This is a genomic window from Tardiphaga sp. P4_G1 (genome assembly GCF_056401215.1).
Genome location: NZ_JBFUJU010000002.1, coordinates 97,602 through 121,712 on the forward strand (window position 1 = coordinate 97,602; position 24,111 = coordinate 121,712).

25 protein-coding genes are annotated in these 24,111 nt (G+C 59.2%); 3 read left to right on the forward strand and 22 right to left on the reverse strand.

The genetic code is table 11. The features are described 5' to 3' along the window. Positions 1–91: 91 nt before the first annotated feature. The 7 genes from AC1DUY_RS04590 to AC1DUY_RS04620 form a co-directional block, all read right to left on the reverse strand. The gene (locus AC1DUY_RS04590; protein ID WP_478112546.1) at positions 92–1,129 is read right to left on the reverse strand and encodes a carbon-nitrogen hydrolase family protein; all 1,038 of its coding nucleotides are present in this window, start codon (positions 1,127–1,129) and stop codon (positions 92–94) included. A gap of 45 nt (positions 1,130–1,174) precedes the next feature. After that, complete coding sequence (locus AC1DUY_RS04595; protein WP_478112548.1) at positions 1,175–2,227, reverse strand: phenylacetaldoxime dehydratase family protein; 1,053 nt, start codon at positions 2,225–2,227, stop codon at positions 1,175–1,177. 26 nt (positions 2,228–2,253) lie between these two features. Next, positions 2,254–2,985, reverse strand: a complete 732-nt coding sequence (locus AC1DUY_RS04600; RefSeq protein ID WP_478112549.1) for an ABC transporter ATP-binding protein — start codon at positions 2,983–2,985, stop codon at positions 2,254–2,256. Further along, positions 2,982–3,761, reverse strand: a complete 780-nt coding sequence (locus tag AC1DUY_RS04605; RefSeq protein WP_478112551.1) for an ABC transporter ATP-binding protein — start codon at positions 3,759–3,761, stop codon at positions 2,982–2,984. Before AC1DUY_RS04605 ends, AC1DUY_RS04600 begins: the two co-directional genes overlap by 4 nt. Further along, positions 3,758–4,963: a branched-chain amino acid ABC transporter permease gene (locus AC1DUY_RS04610; RefSeq protein ID WP_478112553.1), complete on the reverse strand. Its 1,206-nt coding sequence runs from the start codon at positions 4,961–4,963 to the stop codon at positions 3,758–3,760. Before AC1DUY_RS04610 ends, AC1DUY_RS04605 begins: the two co-directional genes overlap by 4 nt. 1 nt (position 4,964) lies before the next feature. After that, a complete protein-coding gene (locus AC1DUY_RS04615) occupies positions 4,965–5,885 on the reverse strand; it encodes a branched-chain amino acid ABC transporter permease (protein ID WP_478112555.1) in 921 nt (306 codons plus the stop codon). Positions 5,886–5,966: 81 nt separating this feature from the next. Further along, positions 5,967–7,133 (reverse strand): branched-chain amino acid ABC transporter substrate-binding protein, encoded by a 1,167-nt coding sequence (locus AC1DUY_RS04620; protein WP_478112557.1) that lies wholly within the window; start codon positions 7,131–7,133, stop codon positions 5,967–5,969. Between the two features lie 845 nt (positions 7,134–7,978). Between AC1DUY_RS04620 and AC1DUY_RS04625 the strand changes: the two genes are divergently transcribed. Further along, positions 7,979–8,605: a LysE family translocator gene (locus AC1DUY_RS04625; protein ID WP_478113361.1), complete on the forward strand. Its 627-nt coding sequence runs from the start codon at positions 7,979–7,981 to the stop codon at positions 8,603–8,605. A 5-nt stretch (positions 8,606–8,610) separates the two neighbouring features. On the opposite strand, the gene AC1DUY_RS04630 is transcribed toward AC1DUY_RS04625, so the two are convergent. The 9 genes from AC1DUY_RS04630 to AC1DUY_RS04670 all read right to left on the reverse strand — a co-directional run bounded on the left by AC1DUY_RS04630 (position 8,611) and on the right by AC1DUY_RS04670 (position 16,663). Then, positions 8,611–9,069, reverse strand: coding sequence for an ester cyclase (locus tag AC1DUY_RS04630; protein ID WP_478112559.1), 459 nt, complete (start codon positions 9,067–9,069; stop codon positions 8,611–8,613). A gap of 284 nt (positions 9,070–9,353) precedes the next feature. Next, on the reverse strand, positions 9,354–9,890 hold the full coding sequence (locus AC1DUY_RS04635) for a helix-turn-helix domain-containing protein (protein ID WP_478112561.1): 537 nt from the start codon (positions 9,888–9,890) through the stop codon (positions 9,354–9,356). Between the two features lie 94 nt (positions 9,891–9,984). After that, on the reverse strand, positions 9,985–10,935 hold the full coding sequence (locus AC1DUY_RS04640) for a PDR/VanB family oxidoreductase (RefSeq protein WP_478112563.1): 951 nt from the start codon (positions 10,933–10,935) through the stop codon (positions 9,985–9,987). Further along, positions 10,935–11,444 carry an MOSC domain-containing protein gene (locus AC1DUY_RS04645; protein WP_478112565.1) on the reverse strand — a complete coding sequence of 170 codons (510 nt, stop codon included), beginning with the start codon at positions 11,442–11,444 and terminating at the stop codon, positions 10,935–10,937. The genes AC1DUY_RS04640 and AC1DUY_RS04645 overlap by 1 nt, the downstream gene beginning before the upstream one ends. Before the next feature lie 40 nt (positions 11,445–11,484). Further along, positions 11,485–13,128, reverse strand: a complete 1,644-nt coding sequence (locus AC1DUY_RS04650; protein WP_478112567.1) for a thiamine pyrophosphate-dependent enzyme — start codon at positions 13,126–13,128, stop codon at positions 11,485–11,487. Then, positions 13,125–13,802, reverse strand: coding sequence for a 3-oxoacid CoA-transferase subunit B (locus AC1DUY_RS04655; protein ID WP_478112569.1), 678 nt, complete (start codon positions 13,800–13,802; stop codon positions 13,125–13,127). The genes AC1DUY_RS04650 and AC1DUY_RS04655 overlap by 4 nt, the downstream gene beginning before the upstream one ends. After that, the gene (locus tag AC1DUY_RS04660; RefSeq protein WP_478112571.1) at positions 13,799–14,449 is read right to left on the reverse strand and encodes a CoA transferase subunit A; all 651 of its coding nucleotides are present in this window, start codon (positions 14,447–14,449) and stop codon (positions 13,799–13,801) included. Before AC1DUY_RS04660 ends, AC1DUY_RS04655 begins: the two co-directional genes overlap by 4 nt. Positions 14,450–14,481: 32 nt before the next feature. Beyond that, the gene (locus tag AC1DUY_RS04665) at positions 14,482–15,660 is read right to left on the reverse strand and encodes an acyl-CoA dehydrogenase family protein (protein ID WP_478112573.1); all 1,179 of its coding nucleotides are present in this window, start codon (positions 15,658–15,660) and stop codon (positions 14,482–14,484) included. Positions 15,661–15,679: 19 nt separating this feature from the next. Next, entirely contained in the window at positions 15,680–16,663 is a 984-nt protein-coding gene (locus AC1DUY_RS04670; RefSeq protein ID WP_478112575.1) for a Bug family tripartite tricarboxylate transporter substrate binding protein, read from the reverse strand. A 245-nt stretch (positions 16,664–16,908) separates the two neighbouring features. Between AC1DUY_RS04670 and acuR the strand changes: the two genes are divergently transcribed. Together acuR and acuI are read left to right on the forward strand one after the other, a co-directional pair. Continuing rightward, a complete protein-coding gene (acuR, locus tag AC1DUY_RS04675) occupies positions 16,909–17,580 on the forward strand; it encodes an acrylate utilization transcriptional regulator AcuR (RefSeq protein ID WP_478112577.1) in 672 nt (223 codons plus the stop codon). 13 nt (positions 17,581–17,593) lie between these two features. Next, positions 17,594–18,577, forward strand: a complete 984-nt coding sequence (gene acuI / locus AC1DUY_RS04680; RefSeq protein WP_478112579.1) for an acrylyl-CoA reductase (NADPH) — start codon at positions 17,594–17,596, stop codon at positions 18,575–18,577. A 201-nt stretch (positions 18,578–18,778) separates the two neighbouring features. Here the strand turns inward: acuI and AC1DUY_RS04685 are convergent, their stop codons facing one another. The 6 genes from AC1DUY_RS04685 to AC1DUY_RS04710 all read right to left on the reverse strand — a co-directional run bounded on the left by AC1DUY_RS04685 (position 18,779) and on the right by AC1DUY_RS04710 (position 23,964). Next, positions 18,779–19,117: a tripartite tricarboxylate transporter substrate-binding protein gene (locus AC1DUY_RS04685; RefSeq protein WP_478112581.1), complete on the reverse strand. Its 339-nt coding sequence runs from the start codon at positions 19,115–19,117 to the stop codon at positions 18,779–18,781. A 202-nt stretch (positions 19,118–19,319) separates the two neighbouring features. Continuing rightward, the gene (locus tag AC1DUY_RS04690; protein WP_478112583.1) at positions 19,320–20,348 is read right to left on the reverse strand and encodes a branched-chain amino acid ABC transporter permease; all 1,029 of its coding nucleotides are present in this window, start codon (positions 20,346–20,348) and stop codon (positions 19,320–19,322) included. Then, positions 20,345–21,232 (reverse strand): branched-chain amino acid ABC transporter permease, encoded by an 888-nt coding sequence (locus tag AC1DUY_RS04695; protein ID WP_478112585.1) that lies wholly within the window; start codon positions 21,230–21,232, stop codon positions 20,345–20,347. The genes AC1DUY_RS04690 and AC1DUY_RS04695 overlap by 4 nt, the downstream gene beginning before the upstream one ends. Positions 21,233–21,241: 9 nt before the next feature. Further along, complete coding sequence (locus AC1DUY_RS04700; RefSeq protein WP_478113363.1) at positions 21,242–21,949, reverse strand: ABC transporter ATP-binding protein; 708 nt, start codon at positions 21,947–21,949, stop codon at positions 21,242–21,244. Then, positions 21,942–22,703 (reverse strand): ABC transporter ATP-binding protein, encoded by a 762-nt coding sequence (locus AC1DUY_RS04705; protein WP_478112587.1) that lies wholly within the window; start codon positions 22,701–22,703, stop codon positions 21,942–21,944. The genes AC1DUY_RS04700 and AC1DUY_RS04705 overlap by 8 nt, the downstream gene beginning before the upstream one ends. 4 nt (positions 22,704–22,707) lie before the next feature. After that, positions 22,708–23,964, reverse strand: coding sequence for an ABC transporter substrate-binding protein (locus tag AC1DUY_RS04710; protein ID WP_478112589.1), 1,257 nt, complete (start codon positions 23,962–23,964; stop codon positions 22,708–22,710). Positions 23,965–24,111 lie beyond the last annotated feature (147 nt).

Genomic DNA, 24,111 nt, shown 5'->3' on the forward strand with positions numbered 1-24,111 from the left:
GAAGTACCGCCGGTTGCACGTCCGTCGTTCCGATAGAGTCAAGCGTCTTGGCATGAACGGTCTGGCGACGAGGTCGCCAGACCGTTTCGTTTTAATCGTGATCGCTCTCCAGCTCCGCCTGCTGTACGCGTTCGGTGGGCCGACCAGGCGCCAAGGGTACGTCGATGAATGTTGCCGGCACGAGGCGCTTGCGATTGATGCTGAGATCGAACACGTCGAAACGGTTATAGTAGCCGACAACATCGTGGAACTGCTTTGGTTCGATGCACCGCTGTAGATCGAACTCGGCGTAGGCGATACCTTCCTCGTCCTGCAACGTGTCGCCGAGCACCTCGCCCGTCGGATCGACGAAGAAACTGACGGCGCGCTGGGTGCGGTCGATCACCTCAGTGACGCCAGGATCTCTCGCGATCAGAAAGTCGCGCATCGCCTTGTCCATGTAGCCGGCGGTGATGATCCCGAAAGACTTGGCTTCGAAGGAATGCGCGCTGGCGCGGATCCGATTAGCGGCCACGTTATTGAAATTTCCGCCGTTGCCCGGACGCCGCGTCGGCCACATCGGCGGCCAGCTCGAAATGTGGATCTGTTCGGCCTGAGCCATCAACGTGTAGCGGGCCAAAGGATTAGTGTTCTCGCCGCAGATCAGATTGCCGACGCGTCCCGCCGGCGTGTCGACCACGCGCAAACCGGCGCCATCGCCCGCGGCCCAGACCAGTTTCTCGTAGAAGGTCGGCACCAGCTTGCGATGGTGATTGAGGATTCCCCCGTCCGGTCCGATCAGCACGTTGCTGTTCCAGATCAGCCCCACGCTCGCCGGTGAGCTCTCACTGATGCCTATCGAGACCGTCACGCCGAGCAGACGCGCCTCATTGCGGATGGCGGTGATCTCCGGACCGGTGATCGATACGGATTGTTCGGCCATGAGAACGAACAGATCGTGGTTCTCGATGGGCGCCCACAAGGCGGCCCATATGGGGAATGCAGGAATGTAGGTTTCTGGAAAGGCGATGAGGCTCGCGCCGGCATGCGCAGCTTCGCGGATGATCGACAGCGCCTTCGCCGTGGTGGCTGCGCGATCGAGAAAAACCGGCGCAGCGTGGACCGCGGCGACTTTGACTTGTGACGACATCGTCATTCTTCCTCTTGCATTGATGCGGATGAGCCTGGGCGGTTGTCAGCCCAGTCGCTCGCCCTCGAAATAACTCGACAGCCCGGTGCCTGGCGCGCAGTTGACGTATTCGAAGGTCTGTCCCTGCTCGGGCAGGACGAAGACCTCGTGCCATGTACGGAGCTGGTTCGCCTTGCCGAATTTGCGGTAGCGCGCGATGGCGGCGGTGAAGATCGCCTCGTGCGAGGCATGGCGTTCGGCCCAATTTTCCATGTGACCCAGCGACAGAAAGTAACCGAGCGCATGGGTCTCGAGTTCCGGCTTCCCGACGGCGTCGCAAGTCTGCTGGAATCGCAACGAGCAGCACCCGGTGGCGGCGGGACTTTCACGGAGATAATCCATGCCGCGCTCGAGCGGCGCGCGCAGGTCGCGCATGTAGTCTTCGGTCTGCGCGGGGTCGCACCGTCCCCAATAGGCCGCCGATCGGATCATCGTGAAATTATCCGGCGTCGCGATGCGCCAGCGCGAAGACCGTGTCGGGCGCTCGACCGGTTCCGGCAGATCGGCGATGGAAGGCGCCAATGCATCGACCGCGGCCAAGGGTATCCGGTCCCGCATCGCGCCGTAGTACCCGCAATACGGCGTCGGATAGACCGCCACATCCGGCGATCGGCTGAGGCCGGCGGGATAGTCCTGCCAATAAAGCGTCTCCTGCCTCTCAACCGGCACCGTCACACTCTCGCGGAAGTATCCCGTCGGCTCGCTCAGACGCGCTTCGTCACTCCACCACGTCGTCACGTGCGGATCGTCGATCCAGGCGTCGCGGCGTTGCCGATCGACCCAATAAGCCGCCACGATGTGCGTGTAGAGACCATTGGCATCGGTGAACCATGCATGATCGTGGACGGTCGGTCCGTTCGGCAGCGCGATGGCGGCCTCGATCCAACGAAAGAACGGCGACGCATAGACGGTGGCGGCGTCCCTGCCCTGGATGCCGTGGAAGGCGACGCAGAGCGTTTCGCAACTGTTGACGAAACCCGCCGACCAACGCTGCACCACCGGTTCGAATCCCTTCGGCTTCCGCAGCGGATTCACGCGGTCGTAAACCTGAATACCCATTCTATCCTCCCTGAGGTTCGTTTTGATTAGTGGACACCGAAATATGCTTTGTGCAGCTCGGCGTTCTGTTTGAGCGTATCCGCGTCGCCTTCCGCGACCACCTCGCCCTGCACAAGGACGTAGCCGTAGTCGGCCACATCTAGCGTCTGTCGCACGTTCTGCTCGACCAGCAGAATGGAGAGACCGGCGGCCTTCAACCGTCGGACGATCGCGAAGACTTCTGACACGAACAAAGGCGAGAGACCGAGCGACGGCTCGTCGAACACGACCAGCTCCGGGTCTGTCATCAGGCCACGCGCGATCGAGAGCATCGACCGTTCGCCGCCTGAGAGCGTTCCGGCGAGCTGGCCGCGGCGCTCCTTCAGGCGCGGGAAAGTCTCGAACAATTCTTCCATGCGTGCGGCAACGCGCTTGTTGTCGCGCACAAGGAGCCCACCGACCTTGAGGTTGTCGAGCACGGTCATGCGTGGCAGCACGCGATTGCCTTCCGGCACGGTGGCAATACCGAGCGCGGCAACCTTGTGCGTCGGCATGTTGGCGATGGCATGGCCGCCGAAATAGACCTCGCCCTTGCGCACGCGGTTGAGGCCGAGAACGGCCCTGATCAAGGTGCTCTTCCCGGCGCCGTTGGCGCCGAGAATGCACGTGACCTTGCCGGGCTGGGCTTCGACGGTGACATTCTTGAGGACGTCCGCGCGATCGTAGCCGGCGGTGATTCCCAGGACGGACAGCTTGCGGGTAGCCGTGGTTGGGGTCATGCGTCGCCTCCCAGATAGGCGGTCTGGACTTCCGCGTCTGCGATGAGATCGTCGAACGATCCCTCGAAGATCTTGCGGCCAAAATTCAGAACCACGCAGCGGTCGGATACCCTGCGGATGACGTCCATCTCGTGTTCGACCAGAATGACTGCAAGATCCGGCATCTCGGAGCGGAATGCCAGCAGATCGTCCATCAACTGCCGCGTCTCGTCATGCGTCATACCCGCGGACGGTTCGTCGAGCAGCAACAGGCGCGGCGTTCCTATGAGCGCCCGGCAGATCTCGATGCGCCGACGGTCGATCATCGTGAAGGCACCGGCCGGCTGGAAGAGCTTGTCGGCAATCGCCGGATTGAACCGACGCGCCAGCGACCGTGCGCTGTCGATCATGGCATCGAGCTCGGCGCGCCAGAGGGCGCGGCAGAACAGGCTAGTCACAAGCCCAAGATCGAGCCGCGACAGCGCCCCGACGACGATGTTGTCGAACACGCTCTGATCGAGCATCAGCCGCGAGCGCTGGAACGTGCGAGCGACGCCGGACCGCCCGATCACCTGCGGCGATTTGGCGAACAGATCCATATCGCCCAGGCGCACGGAGCCGGCCGACGGCGTATAGAGACCGGTCACGACATTGAAGAACGTGGTCTTTCCCGAACCGTTGGGGCCGACGAGACCGATGGTCTCGCCCTTGCCGACCTGGACGTCCAGCCCGTCCAGCGCGACCAGGCCGTCGAACCGCATCGTCAGGCCGCCGCATTCCAGCAGAGCAGAATTCATGGGCGTCCTCCATTCGCATCCGAGAACCGGGACAGATTCCGCAACGAACGCGGCAGGATGCCCGAGGGCCGAAACAACAGGATGCACAGCACGAGCGCCGCGAAGATCATCAAGCGATATTCCTGGATCGCCTGAAGCTTTTCCGGGATCACCAGGATGATGATGGCAGCGACGACAGCGCCCCAGAAGTTGCCGAGCCCGCCGAGCACAATGATCGACAGCATCAACAGCGACTCGCCGAGCCCAGCGCCGTTCGGCGTAACGAAGCCGTTCATCATGCCGTAGACCGCGCCGGCGACGCCGACAATCGCGTTGCCGATCAGGAACGCCACCATCTTCCAACGTGCGATCGAGAGGCCGAATACCGACGCTGCGGTTTCGTCGCTGCGCACGGTGTCGAGCGCAATACCGATCCAGGATCGTTCCAGCCTGCGCACCAGGGTGAAGGCCAGCGCGAACAGCCCGATCGCGAGCACGGCGTAAGGCAGATAGAACGAGACGTCCCAGGGCCCGACCGTTGTCGTGCGGCTGAAATCGAAGCCGAAGAGCGAGAAGCCCTTGATCTTCATGCCCTGTGGACCACCGAATGTATCGTTGACCTCCAGCAGACTACGCAGCAGCAACCCGAAGGCGATGGTGACGAGCGCTGCGTAGTGTCCCCGGGTCCGCAGGACTGGCAGCAGCAGGATGACGCCGAGCGCGCCCGTCACCACGCCGCTGACGAGAAGGACGGCGAGATGCGGAACGGCGGAATACGCCGTCAGGACCGCTGCCGTATAGGAGCCGATGACGAAGAAGGCGGCGCCGGCGAAGTTGGCGATCCCGGCGAAGGCGAGCTGGAGATTGAGCCCGATGCAGGCTGTGGCGAACAGAGCCACGGTGGCGAGCATCAGCAGCGTGTAATGCTCCTCGCGGAACGTCGCCGCGACAGCGAGCGCGCCGATCAGGGCGACACCATTGGCGAAACCGCCCTGGTCGCCGCAGATCGCCGAGACTTCACGACCGACCCGGCTACGGTCGGCAAATGCGAACGCTACGAGAAACACGACTAGCAGACTGAGCACCTGCACCTGCGACTCGGAATGCATCATCAATCCGCCACCGATGAATAGCAGCGAGACTGTGATGACGACAACGAGCCTTGGGTAGCGCTGCAGGGGCGCAACCGACAACGGCGCTACGGAGGCAGGAATACTGCTCATCTCAAACACGCTCGCTGCGTCGTTCGGCGATAAGGCCGGTCGGGAAGATGGCGATCAACACAATGATGGCCGCAAAAGCAACGACGTCCTTGTAGGCGCTCGAAAACGGCAGCACGACGACCACAATGGTTTGCACGCCCGCGAACAGGAAGCCGCCAAGAATCGGTCCAAGCAGACTACCAAGTCCGCCGATAACGGCCGACGCGAATCCGATGATGCCCAATAGGACGCCCATGTTGAAGTTGATCTCGCGGTAGTAGAGGCCCAACATGCAGCCGGCGAACGCCGCGAGGCCGGAGCCAAGCGCGAAGGTACCGAGCACGACGCGCTGGAAATCGATGCCCGAAAGCCGAGCCACCTCGCCGTCCTGCGCTACGGCCCGGATCGACAGACCGAGCCGCGTACGCGTGATCAAAAGGTGCGTGGCGAGCACCAGAAGCAAGCCGGCACAGAGGATCATGACGCTGTCGATACCGACGCTGAAGGATCCCGTCGCGATCTTTCCGCTCGGCAGCAATGCCGGAAAAGGCTTCGGGTTTCCGCCGTTCGGCACGCCGAGCCGAATGGCTTCGCGCAGCACCGTTCCGGCCATCAACGTGGCAAGAAGGACGTTGACGGCTGGCGCGTGGCGCAATGGAAGCACCAGGAGGCGACCGATGATGACACCCGCGAGCGAACCCATTCCCACGGCCGCCACAAGGCCGGCGGCGAGGGCAAGCGCGGGCGACACGGTCACCAGGCCCCCTGCCACGCCGATGGCGCCGAGGCTGGAGAACGCGCCGACCGTGACGACGTCGCCATGGGAGAATTTGATCACGTCGAGCACGCCGAAGAACAGCGAGAAGCCGACGGCGATCATCGCATAGATCACGCCGAGCATCAGGCCATTGAAGAGCTGCTGGGCGAGGATACCGAGATCCATCACACTTATCCTGGGCAATTCATACGAGGTCCTACCAGGGAGGCGTCGGCGGATGTTTCCCGCCGTGACCTCCCGGCTCGATCAGTTCTTGGCCAACTTCTTCTTGCCGGACGCATAGTCGCTGTCCGGCCAGTAGACCCACTTGCCGTCCTGCACGACGTACACGTTGGCGGTGACGATGTTCTGCCGGTGATCGTCGAAGTTGATCTCGCCGATAAGCGCCTTGTGGCCCTTGGTCGTGTTGAGCTCGGCCTTGACCTTCTTGCGGTCGGCTCCAACCTTCTCGACTGCATCCATGATGAGGCTCGCTGCCGAATAAGCGAAGGGTCCGTACGCATCCGGGTCTTCGCGGAAGCCTGCCTTGGTGTAGGCGTCGAGGAAGGCCTGACCCTGCGCATATTTGCTGAGTGGCGCTCCGTTGTGGAACGAGATCGTGCCTTCTCCGGCTACGCCAGCGCCTTCGAGGTAACCTGCTGTCATGATGCCCGAGACGCCTGCCAGTTGCGCGGAGACGCCAACGCGGTCCATCTGCGACCGCAACCGCACGCCGAGCGGCGTGAGACCGCCGATCAGGATCAGATCCGGCTTGAGCTCCTTGATCTTCGTGAGCTCGGCAGTGAAATCCTGCTGATCAGGGCTAACCGGAAAGGTGCCAACGATTTCGCCGCCGGTCGGCTTGAGGTATTCGGCGAAATACTTGTTCTGGCCCTTGCCATAGTCGGTGGTGTCATGGATCACCACGAATTTCTTGAAGCCCTGCTTAGTAAGGAAGTCCGCGGCCAGCTTGCCTTCGTTGATCATCGTTCCGTTAACGCGATGAATTTCCTTGTAGTCGTTGCCGTAAGTGATCTCGGGCAGGATCGCGCCCCACACCACGACGGGAAGTCCGAAGCGCGAATAGGTGTCGACCGTAGCAATACCGACGGCGGAGCAGTAATGGGTGACGCCCGCGACGATCGAATTGTCCGAAGCCGCCTTCGTCGCCACCTGGATACCAACGTTCGGCTTACACTCATCGTCGAAGGTGACGAGCTCGTAGGTGTATTTTGCTGCGGGATCCGCATTGCGCTGCTGAACCGCCAGTGTCGCTGAATTGCGGCCGCCGAGGCCAGGCGCCGAGTTGCCACCAGACAATGGACCGATGAATGCGAGCTTCACGACGTCTTTCGCGACAGAAGGCGCGGCGATTAGGGTGCTCAAGGCAAAAGCGCCGCAGAGCGTCAATAGCAGGTTCGATTTCGTCATCATGGTAGCCCCCTTTATTCGGGAGGAGCGTACTCGTATCGATCGCCACGGCCATTGGGGATTTCTGCAACTCGACGTGCATAGACAAATGTGCTGCTCAAGCGGCGGGATGGATCAGCAAACAGAATAGGCAAGCTGCCGAATTTCCAAGCTCTCCCCCGCAAGCTGGGTCGAACGAGAAGTACGCCGCGGAAGTCGATAACGGTTAGGCGTACTTCATTCGTCGACAGGGCGCGCGGCACTGTGATGCCCTACATGCCCGTGACGTGAACATGGGAGCACCCGGCGCGATCTCGGAAGCCCGCATTCTGCCGATGATGTGGCGCGTTGTTCCGCTGGGGATTTCGATCGCGTGAAAGTCAACCGAATCGTCCTTCGCCCAGGCTGGCATGCCTCGGCGCTATCTGCTCACAAAGGTCGTCGCGGCCACGCACGTTGGCGAGATCAATCGAGCGATCACGAGTGTCGAGGCGAAGCTCTGAATGGAGCAGGTTCTTCTATCCCGCCTAGAATGATTTTCCGGATGCAGCGCGCGCGAGCGGACGGGCCGATGTCAGGCTGACAAGAATCCGCCAAGAACCATCGACGCAGCATGCAATTTATCTATGGTGACGTGCATCCGAAGGACATCCGCCAAGCAATCAAGCCGTCAGCCGGCCGATGTTGAAATGGACCAGAATTACTTAATTTGTGAGAATATCTGGATCATCTCCGGAGAACGATTTCCGTCGTGTAGTTGAAACACGCACGGCTCACACATAGACTACGTGAAGGTTGCGCTGATGTTGCGTGACGATAAGCGCTCCACCACGCCGAACTTCAGCCCATCACCTTGCCTAAGTGTTCAAATGCCCAGCCTCGCAGTGTTCCTTCCCTTCATCGCCATCGCCTTATTGGTAGCGGTCACCCCCGGCCCGGGCATTTTCTACATCGCAGCACGCACGCTGGACGGCGGGCTTGAAGAAGGACTATCATCCAGCGCGGGCCTCGGTCTGGGCGGCCTTGTTCATGTTATCGGCGGTGCCGTTGGCATTTCCGCGCTGGTTATGGCGAGCGCAGAGGCATTTACCGTTCTTAAGATCGTCGGTGCGTTCTACCTTATCTGGCTTGGGGTGAAGTCGTGGCGCGGCGCGCGAAACGTCAATCCTAACGTGGTGCGGAAAACAGGCGTAGGGCGAGCGTTCCGGGAGGGCATTTTGGTCGAGGCACTCAACCCCAAAACCGCCGCGTTCTTTCTCGCTTTTATTCCGCAATTTGTGGACCCAGCGAAGGGCGTGGCGATGCAGTTCATCGTCCTCGGGTTGATTTCGGTCGCGCTGAACACGGGAGTCGATCTTGCCGTAGCCTACTGGTCGGACAAGGTCAGGTCGGACTTCGCCGGTCATCCGACACTGCTCGTCAGAATGCGGCAAGCGTCGGGAGCGATCATGTGCGGATTAGGTGCAACGCTTCTGTTTGCGCGCCGCGCCACCTGAATTTATTACGACGACGTGACGAATTCTGACGGCGCAACGTCATTGCCGCAGATCTGGCCAAGCAGTCCATGGATGTCGCCGAGCACCCACAGGTCGCGTACCTTTCCTGCTTCAAATTTGAACACCGGTGCGCCGAGCCAACCGACATGTCGGTTCGTCGCCGGCAGACCAAACATCGGCTCCCGTTGAATGCCGTGGAAGTGGACCTTGGCAGTAACGAGACTGCTCTCCTCGACCATCAGCAGGATGTCGGTTGTATAATTCTGCAGGGAGCCGGTCACCCAGGCAACATAATCGGAAAATTGGTTGTGCCCGACCAACACGGGTCCGAGAGAGCCCCGGAACGTAAAGTCTTCATGAAATATCTGCGGGATCAGATCGACGTTCGCGTGATCCCACATGTCCTTGTAAAACGCCCGGACGATCTCCTTCTGCGGACTGAGTACGACATTCTCAAATGTCATCGGGGCTTCCGTCGCAGGCGCCACATTGGTCATCGGTTGAACTCCTGATTCTAAATTCTGAGTCGCTGTCTTTAATTCGGTGGTGTGCCGTAAGGCGACGATTTCGCCACTTACGCGACTGCGTCAAAAGACAGGACCGTTCGATCTGCCTCGAAACTGAGCCAGAACCGCGAACAGCGAGACAGCGATCAAAGGTTGAGCGAACAAGGCGATCGCATTGTCTCCGATGCCATGAAGATCATCGCAGCCGCAAAGGCTTCGACCTAAATCCGAAGATTGTCCAATTAAGGAACAGTTTTGTTCGCAATTACGACAAGTGCCGACGCCGTCTCCGAGGTCATCTGCGTGAGTTTGTGGGGTATAGTTGAATCGAACTGCACGCAGTCGCCGGGGCTTAGGACTTCTTTTCGCTTGCCAATAACGAGTTCGATCTTGCCCGTGAGAACGAACAGGATTTCCTCTCCTTCATGGTGGCTCATGATGCGCCCGTGTTTGGCAGTTTTCGTCGGCCGGACGATGAAGGCGCGCATCGTGCGCTCATCGGACAGTCCGGCGACGAGCGATAGATAGTTATCCGTGACCCCAGCTTTGCCGTTCCTGGCGCGCACGATGGTCACCGGGTCGTTGTCGTCGGGCTGTCCATAGAACTGGTCTAGGGTCGTCCCGAGTGCCTCAGCGATCTTGATCGCGGAACCGATCGATGGCGATGACAAGCCACGCTCCAGTTTCGAGAGGTAGCTACGGGTCAAACCGGTGTCCATCGCCAATTGCTCCAGCGTCATTCCGCTCTGGACGCGAAGAAATTTGAGATTCAATGTCATCTGATCGGCTTGCCCGTTGAACTTGCCTGCATCCTCTCGCACCAAACCTTCAACAATTCAAATGCCGGCTACGTACCGATCCGCCGTCGCCCGGTCAGAGATCCAACACAAGCCTCGGACCCGCGCAGTCTCCGACGCAGACGATGAGCTCGCTTTGCCGTTCGGTCGGCGAAAGCACACGGTCGCGGTGGATCGGCGGTCCCTCCGTCCAGCGCACGCGGCAAGCGCCGCAGATGCCGCCGCCGCATGACACCGGGACATCGATTCCCATCGATTCGAGCGTTCCCAAAAGGCCCATGTCCGGAGTGACGACCGCGTTTTTGTTGCTGGCCGAGAGATAAAGTTCGTACGGAGGCACGTCGCTTTTGGCGGCAAGCTTCGGCGGCGTGAACATTTCAATATGCTTGCGGTCGTCCGGCCAGGTTGCGACCGCTTGCTCGAAGGCCTGAAGCATGAGATCCGGTCCGCAGCAGGCAGCCAAACCAGAGCCGGCGAATTCCTCGATGATCTCAGCAATTATGGGCTTCGATTGTTCGGTCGTATTGTAAAGTCGGACGCGGCCAGCCTTGATCGCGGGTGCGATCATGTCAGGAAGAACCGGTTGGCCTCGGCTGGCCCAATGCAGCACGTAGTTCGTTTGGCCGCGGCGATCGAGATGCCGGATCGCGGAAATGAACGGCGTTACACCAATGCCGCCCGCCACGAACACGTTTGTCCCTTCCGGATCGAGCGCGATGCCCCCGCGCGGCAGTGAGACGGATATCGGTTGCCCGACCTGCACTCGATCATGCAGAAATGCGGATCCGCCGCGCCCTTCGCGCTCGCGCTTCACGGCGATCACGTAGCGGCGATCGTCGTCCGGCTCGTTGCAAAGCGAGTAGGTTCGGACAAGTCCCGGCTCCAGATGAACGTCGATATGGGCGCCGGGCCTGAATGGCGGTAACTCCCAATCGTCCTGGTCGACAAGCGTGAAGCGCTTGGTGTCGTTGCCAAGATCCTCCACCTTCGAAACGACGGTAGATACCGTTTTGATCGCCTTCGCCATCAGATCGGCCTTACAGTATCGCCGACGCGAAGCGTACCGCCAACAATGATTTTACAGTTTAGGCCGGAACGGTTGATCATCGGATCGAACACCGGTTTGCCCAGAATTTCCTCGATGTGCCGACATGGCGTCGAAAGACGGGTCGCTTCGACGATGGTCTCACCGAGCCGAAAGCGTCGGCCGACGAGATGATTGAGCGGAACGCCCTCGACCGTAACGTTGCGACGATGCTCCTCGGGGAGCATGTCGATCCCATGGTCTCGCTTGAGAGCCTCAAGGGTCTCCATCTCAAACAGGGTAATCTGGCGACCTTCCTCCGGCTTGTGAGAGTAGAACCCCGTCTCCTGCCCGATCAGGTAGCGATCACCATCGATCCCGCGGCTTGCGATGAGCTCGATCTCGGGGAATGTGCGCATGGGCAGGAACGCCCGTGGTGTCTTATGCAGAAAGCGTACGACACCCTGCCAGGATGTAACGACCGGTTTCTTTTCCATTGCTTGGGCGTCCATCGTTCTTCCCTACTCTTGGATCGAAATCTGTTGTTCTTCGTCAGCGTATTGCGACGAGCGATTTATCGAGGGTCTGGCGCACATCGGAGCGCACCTCGACGACCACGGGTCCGCGGACTGACATCGCCTCGCCCACAATGCCAGGAGCGCTCTCCGCATCTTCAATCACAAATCCCGAGGCGCCGAAGGAACGCGCCAGGGCCGCGAAGTCGGGATTGGAGAGATCGGTGCCATATGGACGGTTGGGAAACGTGCGCTCCTGATGCGAACGGATCGTTCCGTACGAGCAATTGTTCGACACGACGATCATGAGGTTCGCCCGTCGATCGACGGCCGTCGCCAATTCGTTGCCGGTCATCAGAAAGCCGCCATCGCCGCAGAACGCGATCACCTGCCGGTCGGGAAAACGAAGGCTTGCGGCAAGCCCGGCGGGGACGCCGCTTCCCATCGCTCCGCAGGCCGACCCCAATAGCCGCGTACTGGGCGCGAGGCTGAAGATGCGATGAACCCATCCCGCGAAGTTTCCGGAATCAGTCGTGACGATCCCATCCGCTTTGAAATGCGAGGCAATGGCGGCGACTGCGTGTCCGAGGACGTCCTCCGAGGGAACACCGGCCCGCGGCCAGCCGTGCGTTGCCGCCCGCACCGCAGCCGTTTCTTTTAACCACTGCTTCCGGTCTGGTGAGGTTGCGGGTGCCGCGAGCATGGCCAAAACAAATGCGTGCGATCCCGAGACGACTGCGACATCGGTCCGGAATCGCTTACCGATAGCATCAGTATCCGGGTAGACATGGATCAAAGGCTGACGCGGCTCGGACTGCCGCGGAAACGCGAAGCCGAGCGAAGATAGATCGCCAAGGCGGGTTCCGACCGCGACGATTAGGTCAGCGCGCTCAAGAAGCTTCGCATGTGACGGCGACGTGAAGAAGCCGAATTGGCCGGCCCAAAGACGATGATCGTTTGGGAACTGGTCCTGCATCTTGTTCAGGGTGACGACTGGAACGTTCCATTTTTCTGAGAAGGTGATCAGGTCTTCCCTGAAAGAAGCCGTCCGGCATTCGCCGCCGACCAATACGATCGGCTTCTCAGACGCGGCCATCAGCCCAGCGGCGCGTTTGATGGCGTCAATGCCTGGTTCTGGGAGCGCAAGTTCATTGGTTCTGGCGGCGAGGCCTTCAGCCGTTTCAGCAAGGAGATCCTCAGGCAGTTCGACCGCGACGGGACCAGGTGTCCCTGCAAGGGCCGCGGCGAATGCGCGAGCCATCATTTCCGGAACGAGGTCTGCCGAATTCAGGCGCACCGACCATTTCAGCAGACCCGCGAAGGAGCGGCCGCAATCGACCTCCTGCACGGCGTCCCTATCGAGATTGGGGCGGTCTACCTGACCGACCAGCATGATGAGGGGGATCGCCTCCTGGGCTGCCACATGAAGACCGAGCGCGGCGTTGAAAGCGCCGGGGCCGCGGCTAGCCATCACAACGCCCGCACGCCCTGTCAGCTTGGCGTCGGCAACTGCGGCCAGACCGGCGCTGCCCTCGTGGCGGCAGGTCACCAGATCGATATCGTTTCGGTCATGAAGCGCATCAAGGAGTGGCAAGAAGCTCTCCCCCGGCACACAAAACGCGCGATCCACGCCGTGCGCAGCAAGGCTATCGGCGATCAGTTCCGCCACACGGTACGTCATACGACGCTCCCGTCTTGCTTGATGATCTGCAGCGCACCAGCGCCGTGGATCGGCGAGGCCGTAACTTCCTGCAGCGCCTCGATCGAGAGGCCCTCAAGCATTGCCCGAACCGCGAGACCATCTTCTGCGATATCGATGATTGCCAGATTGGTGAAGATGCGGGTCACCACGTTGCGCGCCGTGAGCGGATAGACGCAACGTTCGACGATGCGGGGCTGCCCCTGCTTCGTCGTGTGGTCCATCATCACCCAGATGGATTTGGCTCCGACCGCGAGATCGATTGCTCCTCCGATGCCGGGCGGTGATCCATTATCCCCAGTCGACCAGTTCGCCAGATCGCCGTCCTTCGAAACCTGGAAAGCTCCAAGGACAGCGACATCGAGATGGCCGCCGCGCATCATTGCGAATGACAGACTCGAGTCGAAATAAGAGCCGCCTGTGCGGAGCGAGATCGGCATCTTCCCGGCATTGATGAGATCCCAGTCTTCCTGACCCACAGCAGGCTTCGGACCGACATTGAGGATGCCGTTCTCGCTGTGGAGGATCACGCCGGATTCGGTCGGCAGGAAATCCGCTACATGTGTGGGAGCGCCGATGCCGAGATTAACGAACCCCTCTGAGGGGAGATGCAATGCGACCATACGTGCGAGCGCGTCGCGCGACAGCGGGGTCATCGGGGGCTCCTTGCGAAAACGCGGTCGACGAAAATGCACGGGGTGACGATGGCTTCAGGATCAAGTTCGCCGGGCTCCACAACCCGGTCCACCTCGACGGCAACGATCCGTCCGGCGGTCGCCATGACCGCGCAATGATTGCGGGCAGTCTTGTTGTAGGTGACGTTGCCGAGCGTGTCGGCGAGATGGCCCTTCACGAAGGAATAGTCCGCGCGCAATGGCAGTTCGAGAATGAATTCGCGGTCGCCGACGACGATCTTTTGCTTACCGTCCGCGAACACCGTTCCGACGCCGACGGGAGACAGGAATCCCCCGAGTCCGGCGCCCCCTGCCCGAATGCGCTCGACCAACGTTCCCTGCGGAACAAGTTCAAGTTCGACCGTCCCCGCGCGATATTGTTCAGCGAACTGCTTCGCCGCCCGCGGATACGAACAGACGATCTTACGGACGATCTTGGCCTCGAACCACAGCGACAGGTCGTCCTCGGTCGAACCCGCATTGTTTGAAATCAGCGTGAGGTCGCGGACACCCGTGTCTAGCACCGCTCTCACCACTCCAAGCGGAAGACCCGCTCCACCGAAGCCGCCCATCATGACGGCACTGCCGTCTTGGATGCCCTCCACGGCCGCTCCGGCGTCCTTGACCACTACGTTTCGCATCGTTCCGCCCGTTTTGGTTTTTAAGAGATTGATTTTGGATAAACCGACGATAGTCCCCGGCCCACCCGGTCGAGCAGCATCTCATTGGTGCCGTCGGCATAGGCGGCCATCCGGACCTCGGCGAGATGCATGTTCAGGCGATGGGCCGCACTTGCTCCTGTCGCGCCGACGATCCGCACGCACTGGTCGATTCCCCAGATCGCGGTATCGACAGCGAACTTCTTCGCCTGCGCGGCCAGACCGACAGGATTTTCACCGATCTGAATCTGCTCGGCGGCCCGGAAAACGAGCGCGTTTGCGGCCTCGAGGCGAACCGAAACCTCGGCCAGCTCCCAGCGAAGGCCTTGATGCCCGGTCAACGGCTTACCGAACGCTTTACGATTCTCGCAGTAGTCCACCGCTTCACATAGAGCGGCGTAGAGCGTAGCTACGCTCATAGCGGCCACATGCACACGCGCACCGTTCACCGCCGCCATGGACGCCTTCAACGCCGCCCCCGGTGGCGCGATCAAGCACCAATCAGGGACGAAGTGCTTGTCGAACGCGACTTCTGCAAGACGGAACGAGCGTCCTCCCGGAACCAGTAACTCCGTGCGCTTGACACTCTCGCTGGCGCCAAACGGCACGTAGAAGCTCGCGATGTTTTCCGCGCCTGCAGCTTCGCCAACGCGGGCAAGGACGATCAGTCCGCCGACAAGCAGGCCATTCGTCATCCATGCCTTGGTCCCACTCAGCGTCCAGCCGCCGTTAACGGGGGTGGCTGTCGTCGTCAACGCAGAGACATCGCTGCCGCCTGCAGGTTCGGTCATCGCAGTGGTCAGGAGAAGTTCGCCGCGCAGTGCTGGAGCTAACAGTTGTTCGATCTGGACCGTTGTGCCGGTCTGAGAAAGACGTGTCGCCCCGCCTTGGTGGTGGTTCAGGCAGAATGCCGCCGCGAAGCCGTGGTGCGCCATCTCCTGCGCGACCCGGATTTTGCATAGATAGGACGCTCCCAGCCCGCCATGGGCGCGCTTGGCCTGGAGTCCAAGCATTCCGATCGCCGCCCAGTCGGCGATCCATCTTTCTGGAAAAGCTTCACCTGCCATGTGCGCGGTAAGCAGGCTTTCAGAGAACGAGCCGGAACAGAACTCGCGCGCCTTCGCCACATACCCACGCTCTTCCGCGGACAGGAGGCTGTCATACTGATGATAGACATTCATCAACTGAATCCTTCGAACGCTATTTCTGAAGAGGCGCTCCGACGTCCTTGGCCCACTTATTCCAGAACGCTTCTTCGCGTCCGACGTCGGCGGTGAAGCTCTCCGCCGTCGACCCCTGAATCGGCGTGGCGCCGAGCGTGGCCAAGTGGGCGAGAAATTCTGGATCGCTTGCTCCCTTATCGAGAGCCGCGCCAATTTTCGCCACGATGTCCGAAGGCATGTTCGCTGGGCCAGCGACTCCAAACCACGGCGAGACGTCCAGTGGCTTGCCTCCGGCCTGCTCGACGGTCGGAAGATCGGGGAACGCTGGCGACCGCTCGCTCGCCGTCACCGCGATGGCCTTGAGCGAACCGGCCTTAACGTGTTCTGCGATGGTCGCCTCCGTAAAGAAGCCCGCCTCAACCACGCCCGATATGGTATCCGTAATCGGCTGGTTGCCGCCCGAATAATTGATGAACGACATCTTTGTATCGTAGGTCATGTCGAACAGCGTTCCGCCGATATGGGACGTGGCGCCGAACGTTCCGCCGAAATTAACCTGACCTGGATGGGCTTTCAGGTACGTGAGAAATTCGGTGAAATTCGAAACCGGAAGCTTTGGATTCACCACCAGCAAGTTTCGCTGTTTTGCGACTTTGCGGATGTAGGTGAAGCCCTTCTGCTGATCATAGCGCACGCTTTGATAAAGCGCGGCAGCGCGGGTGTTCGAGGACTCTACCGCAACAAGCAGAGTGTAACCATCTGGCGCAGCGCGCGAGACGTTGGAAGCGGCGATCATACCACCCGCCCCACCGTTGTTCTCAACGATAACGTTCGTCGCCAACTCCTTTGAAAGGAGACGCCCGATGACCCGCCCCATAATGTCCGTGGGTCCGCCCGGCGGAAACCCGACGATCAGCTTGATCATCTTGGAGGGATAGGCGTCGGCGGCACTCGCTGGAGCAGACAAAAGGCCGAGGCAGAACACGGCCGCTAATTGGGTTGATTTTCTGAACACCTGCATCAGGAAACACCTTTCTCGAAGGACCCCCGACCTTCGGTCCGAGGACACTTTGTGTCAAGAACGAAACAACGATGACGCAATGCAAAACCGCACATTGTCTCACCATCTGATGCTGAAATGCTACGCAAACTGCATTTTGTCGCAGCAAATACCTTTATTCGAGCGAAATCACGAGAAGTTCTTCGCGTCCGCCAATTTGCCATTCCAACTGCAATGCTCTAGACGATCGGTCTAATGGTGGGGCGATGACAAAGAGCAACGATAATCCGGGGACAACAATAGGTGCGGACCGGCGCGCGGCTGGCTACGTGCCGACAAAGGACGTTCTGCTTCGTTGCGGAATGGAAGTGCTGACGGAACAAGGGTTCGCAGCCACGGGTCTGGATGCGCTGCTACGCCGCGCGACCGTGCCGAAAGGCTCATTCTACCATTACTTCGACAGCAAGGCCGATTTCGGCCGAGAGGTCATGAAGGCCTATGATGCCTTCTTTCATCGCAAACTTGATCGCGCTTTGGATGATGAGCGACTGGCGCCTTCCGAGCGCATGCGCGCGTTCGTCGAGGATGCCAAACGGGGTATGGCCAAGTACGGCTATGCCCGCGGATGCCTCGTCGGAAACCTCAGTCAGGAAGTCGAGGCTTTGCCGGACGATTATCGGTCGCTGCTGAACGAAATCGTCCTTGGATGGCAGCGCAAAGTTGCGCGTTGTCTCGAACTTGCGCGCGATGCCCGCGAGATTCGCCCGGACGCGGATTGCGATGTCTTGGCTGAGTTCTTTTGGATCGGTTGGGAAGGCGCAGTGATGCGGGCGCGCCTCGTTAAGAACGGTACTCCACTCGACACTTTCATTGCCGGATTTGTCGCCGGCCTGCCCCGTCCAGATCGGCCAAAGGCTGGGACGAAGAAGAAACCATGAAAAGGAGCGTCAATTGTTCAAAGCTGTACTGATCGAAAAGGACGAACAAGGATACCGCGCCGATGTTGTCGAACTTCCAGAAGGCCGTCTTCCCGAAGGAGACGTGTTGGTCGACGTCGAGTTCAGCACGTTGAACTACAAGGACGGTCTGGCGATCACCGGCAAGGGTCCGATCGTCAGGACTTTCCCCATGGTTCCCGGCATTGATTTCGCTGGCACGGTGTCGTCGAGCTCAGACCCGGCCTATGCGCCCGGCGACCGCGTAGTCCTCAACGGTTGGGGTGTCGGCGAACAACACTGGGGTGGCCTGGCACAACGTGCAAAGGTCAAGGGCGATTGGTTGATCAAGCTGCCGACGTCGATGTCTTCCCGTCGCGCGATGATTATTGGCACGGCAGGCTACACGGCCATGCTGTCTGTCATGGCTCTCGAAAAATACGGCATTCGGCCCGGAAGCGGCGATGTTCTGGTGACCGGCGCTGGCGGCGGCGTCGGAGGCATCGCGATCATACTACTGCATAAGCTCGGTTTCAGAGTTGTGGCTTCAACCGGGCGGCCGGAAGAGGAATCATACCTCAAGAGCCTTGGCGCCGCCGAAGTCGTGGACCGGGCGCAATTCTCCCAGCCCGGTAAGCCTCTGCAAAAGGAGCGATGGATCGCAGCAATCGACTCCGTCGGCAGCCATACGCTTGCCAATGTGTGTGCGGGGATCAAGCCTGATGGCGCGGTGGCCGCGTGCGGCATGGCGCAAGGCTTGGATTTCCCGGCGAGCGTCGCCCCGTTCATCCTACGCGGTGTTGCGCTGTTCGGAATTAACAGCGTGACCCGTCCGAAATCGGAGCGTGTCGAAGCTTGGGATCGTCTCGCTTCGCTACTGACACAAGCAGAGCTGGAAGCGACGATGATCGAAATCGGACTCAACGATGTTCAAAGCACCGCGGGACGCCTCATGGATGGACAGATCCGTGGAAGGGTCGTAGTTGACGTCAACCGGTGAAAGAGGTCGGCCCAGGCACAATACACCTGCAGCGTCCTGGGACGCCGAAACTCCAGCAAAGATGTCGATTCAAGCTGACTTCAAGTATGTAGCCGACGGGTCGCCGCGGAGTCCCGCTCCGCGGCAAAGCATGTACAGCCGCGTGCGACGCGGAATCAGCCAGAAAGGCCTTGAAATCGCGCAAGGATGTTTCTGAGCGAACTACCAGATAGAATGGGACGCGCGCGGCGGAGGCGACGGGGACAAGATCCTTCGATGATCGAAAGACATTTTAGCGTATAGATGCGGATGGATGGCGACCATGCTACCCGAAGACATAAGCAAGGTGTAGCCATCGGGCTCAGCTCGGGCCACCGATTCCCCGCCAAGATTTCCGTTGGCGCCGCTCTTGTTCTCGACGACCACCGGCTGGCCGAACGCCTCCGTGAGGTCTGGCCCACGAGGCGTGCGAGCAAGTCGGGCGCGCCTCCTGGCGGAAAGTTGACCACAAGTCGAATAACTCGAGTGGGGCCAGGCGTGCGCCAAAGACGTAGATGTCAAGCCCGCGAATGGCGAGCGATTCCGACGCGTCGCTCAGCAGATGGTTCCACTGGGTCTCGGCGACCCGTTTTATGGCTTGCGCCGAGAATTTCGGAGCGGAAAGTTGAGAAACACGCCCGCGCCCGTCGCGTTCAGTATCTGCACCTGAGAATCGATCGCTGGCGCGGACGTTTCACCGATCGGCAGCGACCGCACTACCAATTCAATGAGGTCTTCCGTTAACAGCAACTTCAGCAGCTGATATACGCATAGTACCAGCAGTTGCTTGTCCGTCTTCCGCATCTTCGTTAAACCGTTGAAGCGATCCAATGACACCTTTTGAGAAGAACAACGAAACGACAGTCAGAACAATGCCGATGAGGATCGGGACATAAAGGATATAAAGAGAAATCACCTCGGTGATCGGATAAATGACCAATACGCCAATCAATGGCCCGACTGCAGTCCCAAGCCCTCCAACGACAGAATACAGAATCGCATTAATGGATAGGCCGACCTCCAAATTGGACGTGCCGACGTGTCGCATCATAAGGGCGTAAAATGCCCCGCCGAGTCCAGCGATCGCGGCGCTAATGGAGAACACGACAAGCCGCCACAAACGGGCGTCGAAACCCAGCTGCTGCGCCCGAATTTCGTTCTGGGCAACAGCTCGGACAAGAGTCCACATTTCGCTTTTTCGCAATAGTAGCCGCGCAACGGCAATGCCCACCAATGGAATTGCCGCGATATAGTATAGTGGAATGGACGGGCCGATGCCAATCTGAAGCCCCAGCGCGCCGATCGCTGGCGCGCTGATCAGAAGCCCATCATCTCCGCCTGTTACTTCCGGCATCGCGTTCGCCGCAAGAAGGACGACAGACGAGATTATCACAGTCGCAATAGTTGGATTGTGGTTCTCCATTCGGACCAATACAGCAGCGACGATCAAACCGAGAACGCCTGTGCAAACAACAGCAGCAACGACGACCGCTGGCAGCGACCACGCGGCCGTCGAGACAAACGGTACCGCAGAATAGGCTCCGAGACCGAAAAAGACCGCATGCATGAAGCTCAGGATGCGCGCGTAGTTATAGCTCAAATCGAAACCGACGGCGATGTAGGCCATCACGACCATCTGAAAGAAAAAGAACCTCCAGTAGTCGGTTGAGATCACGGGCGCCAACAGAAGGACCACAGCCGCGCCATACTGCAATACGTTCAGGAGAACACCGCTCCAGCGACGAGCATTCATGATTTTCTCCCGAAGATTCCGTTCGGTTTGAAATAAAGAGCACACAACAACGTCGAAAGTGCAGCTACTTCCGACCACGTTGGACTTAAGGCAGTGCTGTAGAGTCCTTTGATCACTCCAAAGGCAACCGCAACAACAACGGCGCCGACCAAGTTGCCCATCCCTCCGATAACAACAACGATGAAGCACGCCGCAATGACCGAAAGGCCCATCTGAAAATGGGCGCCGCTAATCGGGGTTGCGAGCGCACCCGCAAGCCCGACCGTGATTCCAGCCAATGCGACCGTGGCTGCATTGACCCGACGTATTGGAATGCCCGTTACTGCCGCCAAATCACGCGCTTGTGGAACTGCCCGCATCCAGAGCCCATATTTCGTGTAGTGCAAAAACAAAGCAACTGCCGCAAGGCACGCCAAGGCGATCACCGCCGCAATGATGCGATAGATTGGGTAGTATACTCCCGCAAACTCAAGTACGTCGAAAACCGGCGGGATCACACTTTGCGGATCCGCGCCGACCAACGCCAGTACAACGTTGTCGAGAGTTAGAAACACACCCGCCGTCGCCAACAGACCAATCGCCGGGTCGCGATTTAATACGCGCTCCAGCACAACGCTGTTTAGCCCGAGCGCCAGAATGCCTACCACAACCGCTGATACAGGCAGTATCTGCCAGAAATTCATTCCATGATTGTTGATTAGGTAGGCAGCGGTCATCGCTCCGACCATGTAAAGGGATCCGTGGGCGAGGTTGATGACCCCCATCAAGCCATAGATAAGACAGAGACCAAGCGCAATTACGCTCAACACAAGCCCCCATACAACGCCATTGATAAGCTCGAAGACAATTTGGTCCCAGGCCATATGCTCATCACCCTTTTTCAATAATCGCTCTTAGTGAATAGAGCCGCCGTTGATGCCCAAGTATCGCTCTAGCATTCCTTTCGAGACCACGCTGCTAGGAGTGCCGTCTGCTACAAGCTTGCCCTTTTCCAGGAAATAAAGATGAGTGCACGTCGAAAGCGTGAGTTCGACGTTCTGCTCTACAAGCAACACCGCGACGGATTTATCCGCCAATGCCTTAACAATCTCTCCGACCCTGTCCACGATCGACGGCATTAGACCTTCAGTAGGCTCGTCCAACATCAACACCTTGCAGCGAACGGTTAGACTTCTCGCGATCGCAACGAGCTGCTGTTGCCCCCCACTCAAACGACCAGCAGGACGGCGGATGTGCTCTTTCAGCTCAGGAATGATTGAAATAACTTCATCGAACGGCATTGCGTCATCTACCGTCCATGCAGCGGTCCGGCAATTTTCTTCGACTGACAATTCCGGAAAAACACGCATGTCTTGCGACATGAGCGTTAAGCCAGCGCGCGCACGTGCGTCGGTCGGCATCGCGTCGATACTTGTGCCGAAAAGCTTGACACAGCCATGAACACGGGGCGCGAGGCCCATAATCGCTCGGAGAAGGGTCGTTTTTCCCGCGCCATTACGACCAAGAATTCCGATCACACGCCCCGACTCTAGGCTCAGATTAATCCCTTGCAGAATATGAGACTTGCCGTAGTAGGCATGAAGATCTTCTAGCTCAAGCACGGCCAAGATAAGCCTCCCTAACAAACGAGTTCTTCATGATTTCCGAAGGTTCCCCGTCTGCGAGAACAGCGCCGGCAGCGAGCACGCAGATCTTGTCGGCAGTGCCCAAGACGACCGCCATATCGTGCTCGATCAGGACGATCGTCACCTTTCCGCGAAGTCGGGAGTTCACTAAGGATATGAAGGCCTGAGTTTCCGAAGGACTCATGCCTGCGCTGGGTTCGTCGAGAAGCAGCATCTTCGGCTGACATGCCAATGCAATTGCTACTTCCAACAATCGCTGATCTCCGTGCGACAGGACATCTGCTTTGCGGTTTGCGGCGTGGCCTAGTGCGACCTCTTCGAGCAACTGTTCAGCTGTCGTCCGCTGCGCTATCGAAACTTCTTCCGGGGAAAGACGGCTGAATCGATGTTTTCGAGCGCCGGCGATCGCAACAGCTACATTTTCTCGAACGGTTAGATCTCCAAACAAGTTCGTGATCTGGAAGGTCCGCGCGAGACCGCGACGAGCGCGGTGATGAACGCTTAGGTTCGTCATCGCTTCTCCGTTGAATGCAATATGCCCTGCTGAGGCCTGATGGACACCGGTGATCACATTTACCAACGTCGTCTTCCCGGCTCCGTTGGGGCCGATTACCGCGTGCACCGTACCAGGTGCAACGCACATCTCGACACCACGCAGAACACTTTGCGCGCCAAAGTTCTTCGTGACGCCTTTGATCTCGAGCAACGCGGAGACACCTTTCTCGATCATCGGCTTACTTGGATGCCAGTTTCATCTTGGTCGGATAATTCCCGGCTTCGGGCGGAAGCGATTCCCGAAGCGATATCTTTCCGTTCTCGATCTGCAACAGATCAATCGTGCAAAACGCCTGGTGATCAGCGGGACGAATGTATAGCGGGCCTTGTGGAAACAGCTCACCCTCGGCGTAGTTCGGATTGGTCTCGATAAATTTCGTGACTGCCACCGAGTCAGAACGCTGCGTCCAGCCCGTCCCTTCGACTGCAAGCTTGATGACCGAGAGACTCTCCCAAACCGGCCAGGTCTCACCGACCGAAACGTTCTTGTTGGTACCAGCTTCTCGTCCGTGCACATCGATACCAAGGAGGTCTCTGAAGGCGCGCAAATGAGCGGTGTTCCTGTCCGATAGCTCCCAAGGCAGCGTATCCATGCCCCAGACACCCTCAACGTACTTCCCGTTGCTCAATGGGTCGAACGCTCCGAATACGTAGTCCGCAGTCACAACCGGCTTCTTAGTAAAGCCAAGTTGCGGAAGCGCCACGAACGCCTTTGGAAGATCCGTCCCGATCAAAGCCACGAATACGCCGTCCGCCGCACGATTGAGCTTAGAGATGTGGGAAATTGGATCACTGCTGTTCAACGGCAAGGCGATAGACTGGATCACCTCTCCACCTGACGCCTTGATTGCTTCTGACCAGCTCGCGTTGTGCGACTGCCCCCAAATGTAGTCCGCGTAAAGAATCGCCCACTTCTTGCCAACCTTCGACACCATCGTCTTGGCTGCGGCCACGTCCGTTTGTCGCGAGTTGACGATCAAGCGGAAGACAAACGGATTTCCAGCATCCTCCGTAACACCCTCACTTCTGCTCATTGAGAAGTATGGAACCTGCTCATCCCTAACGATCGCGGTGCTCGCTACCGCGACGCCGCCGTGTTGAGACCCGATGACGAAATCGACTTTCTGATCCTGCAATAGCTGCCGCAGGCGCGCGATACCGATATCGACCTTCGTCTCACTGTCAATGCCAACGATCTCGATCGGTCTCCCGGCGAAGCCGCCGCGATCGTTGAACCATTTCGCTGCGATATTGATGGTTTTGCGATGCCAGTATCCTGAACTGGCTAGTCCACCAGTAACGTCACACTGATGGCCGATGCGGATTGGCGCACCTGCTGGCGCTGCGGTGGAGCGCGGCGTCGCGAAGATGCTCGTTGTCGCCGCTGCCGTTAATCCGGTGAGAACCGTACGACGGTCCGGCTGCCATTTGGTCATCGATGCAACTCCATTTGCGTAATGATGCGTTGACTTCAGAAGATCGTATTTCCGGCGCACATGACTCAAGCTCTAAAATCTCTCACTCAGAGTCCACTTTTTGACCAACGTGTTATTGTTGGATCTTAGGTAGCACTCGACTGACCG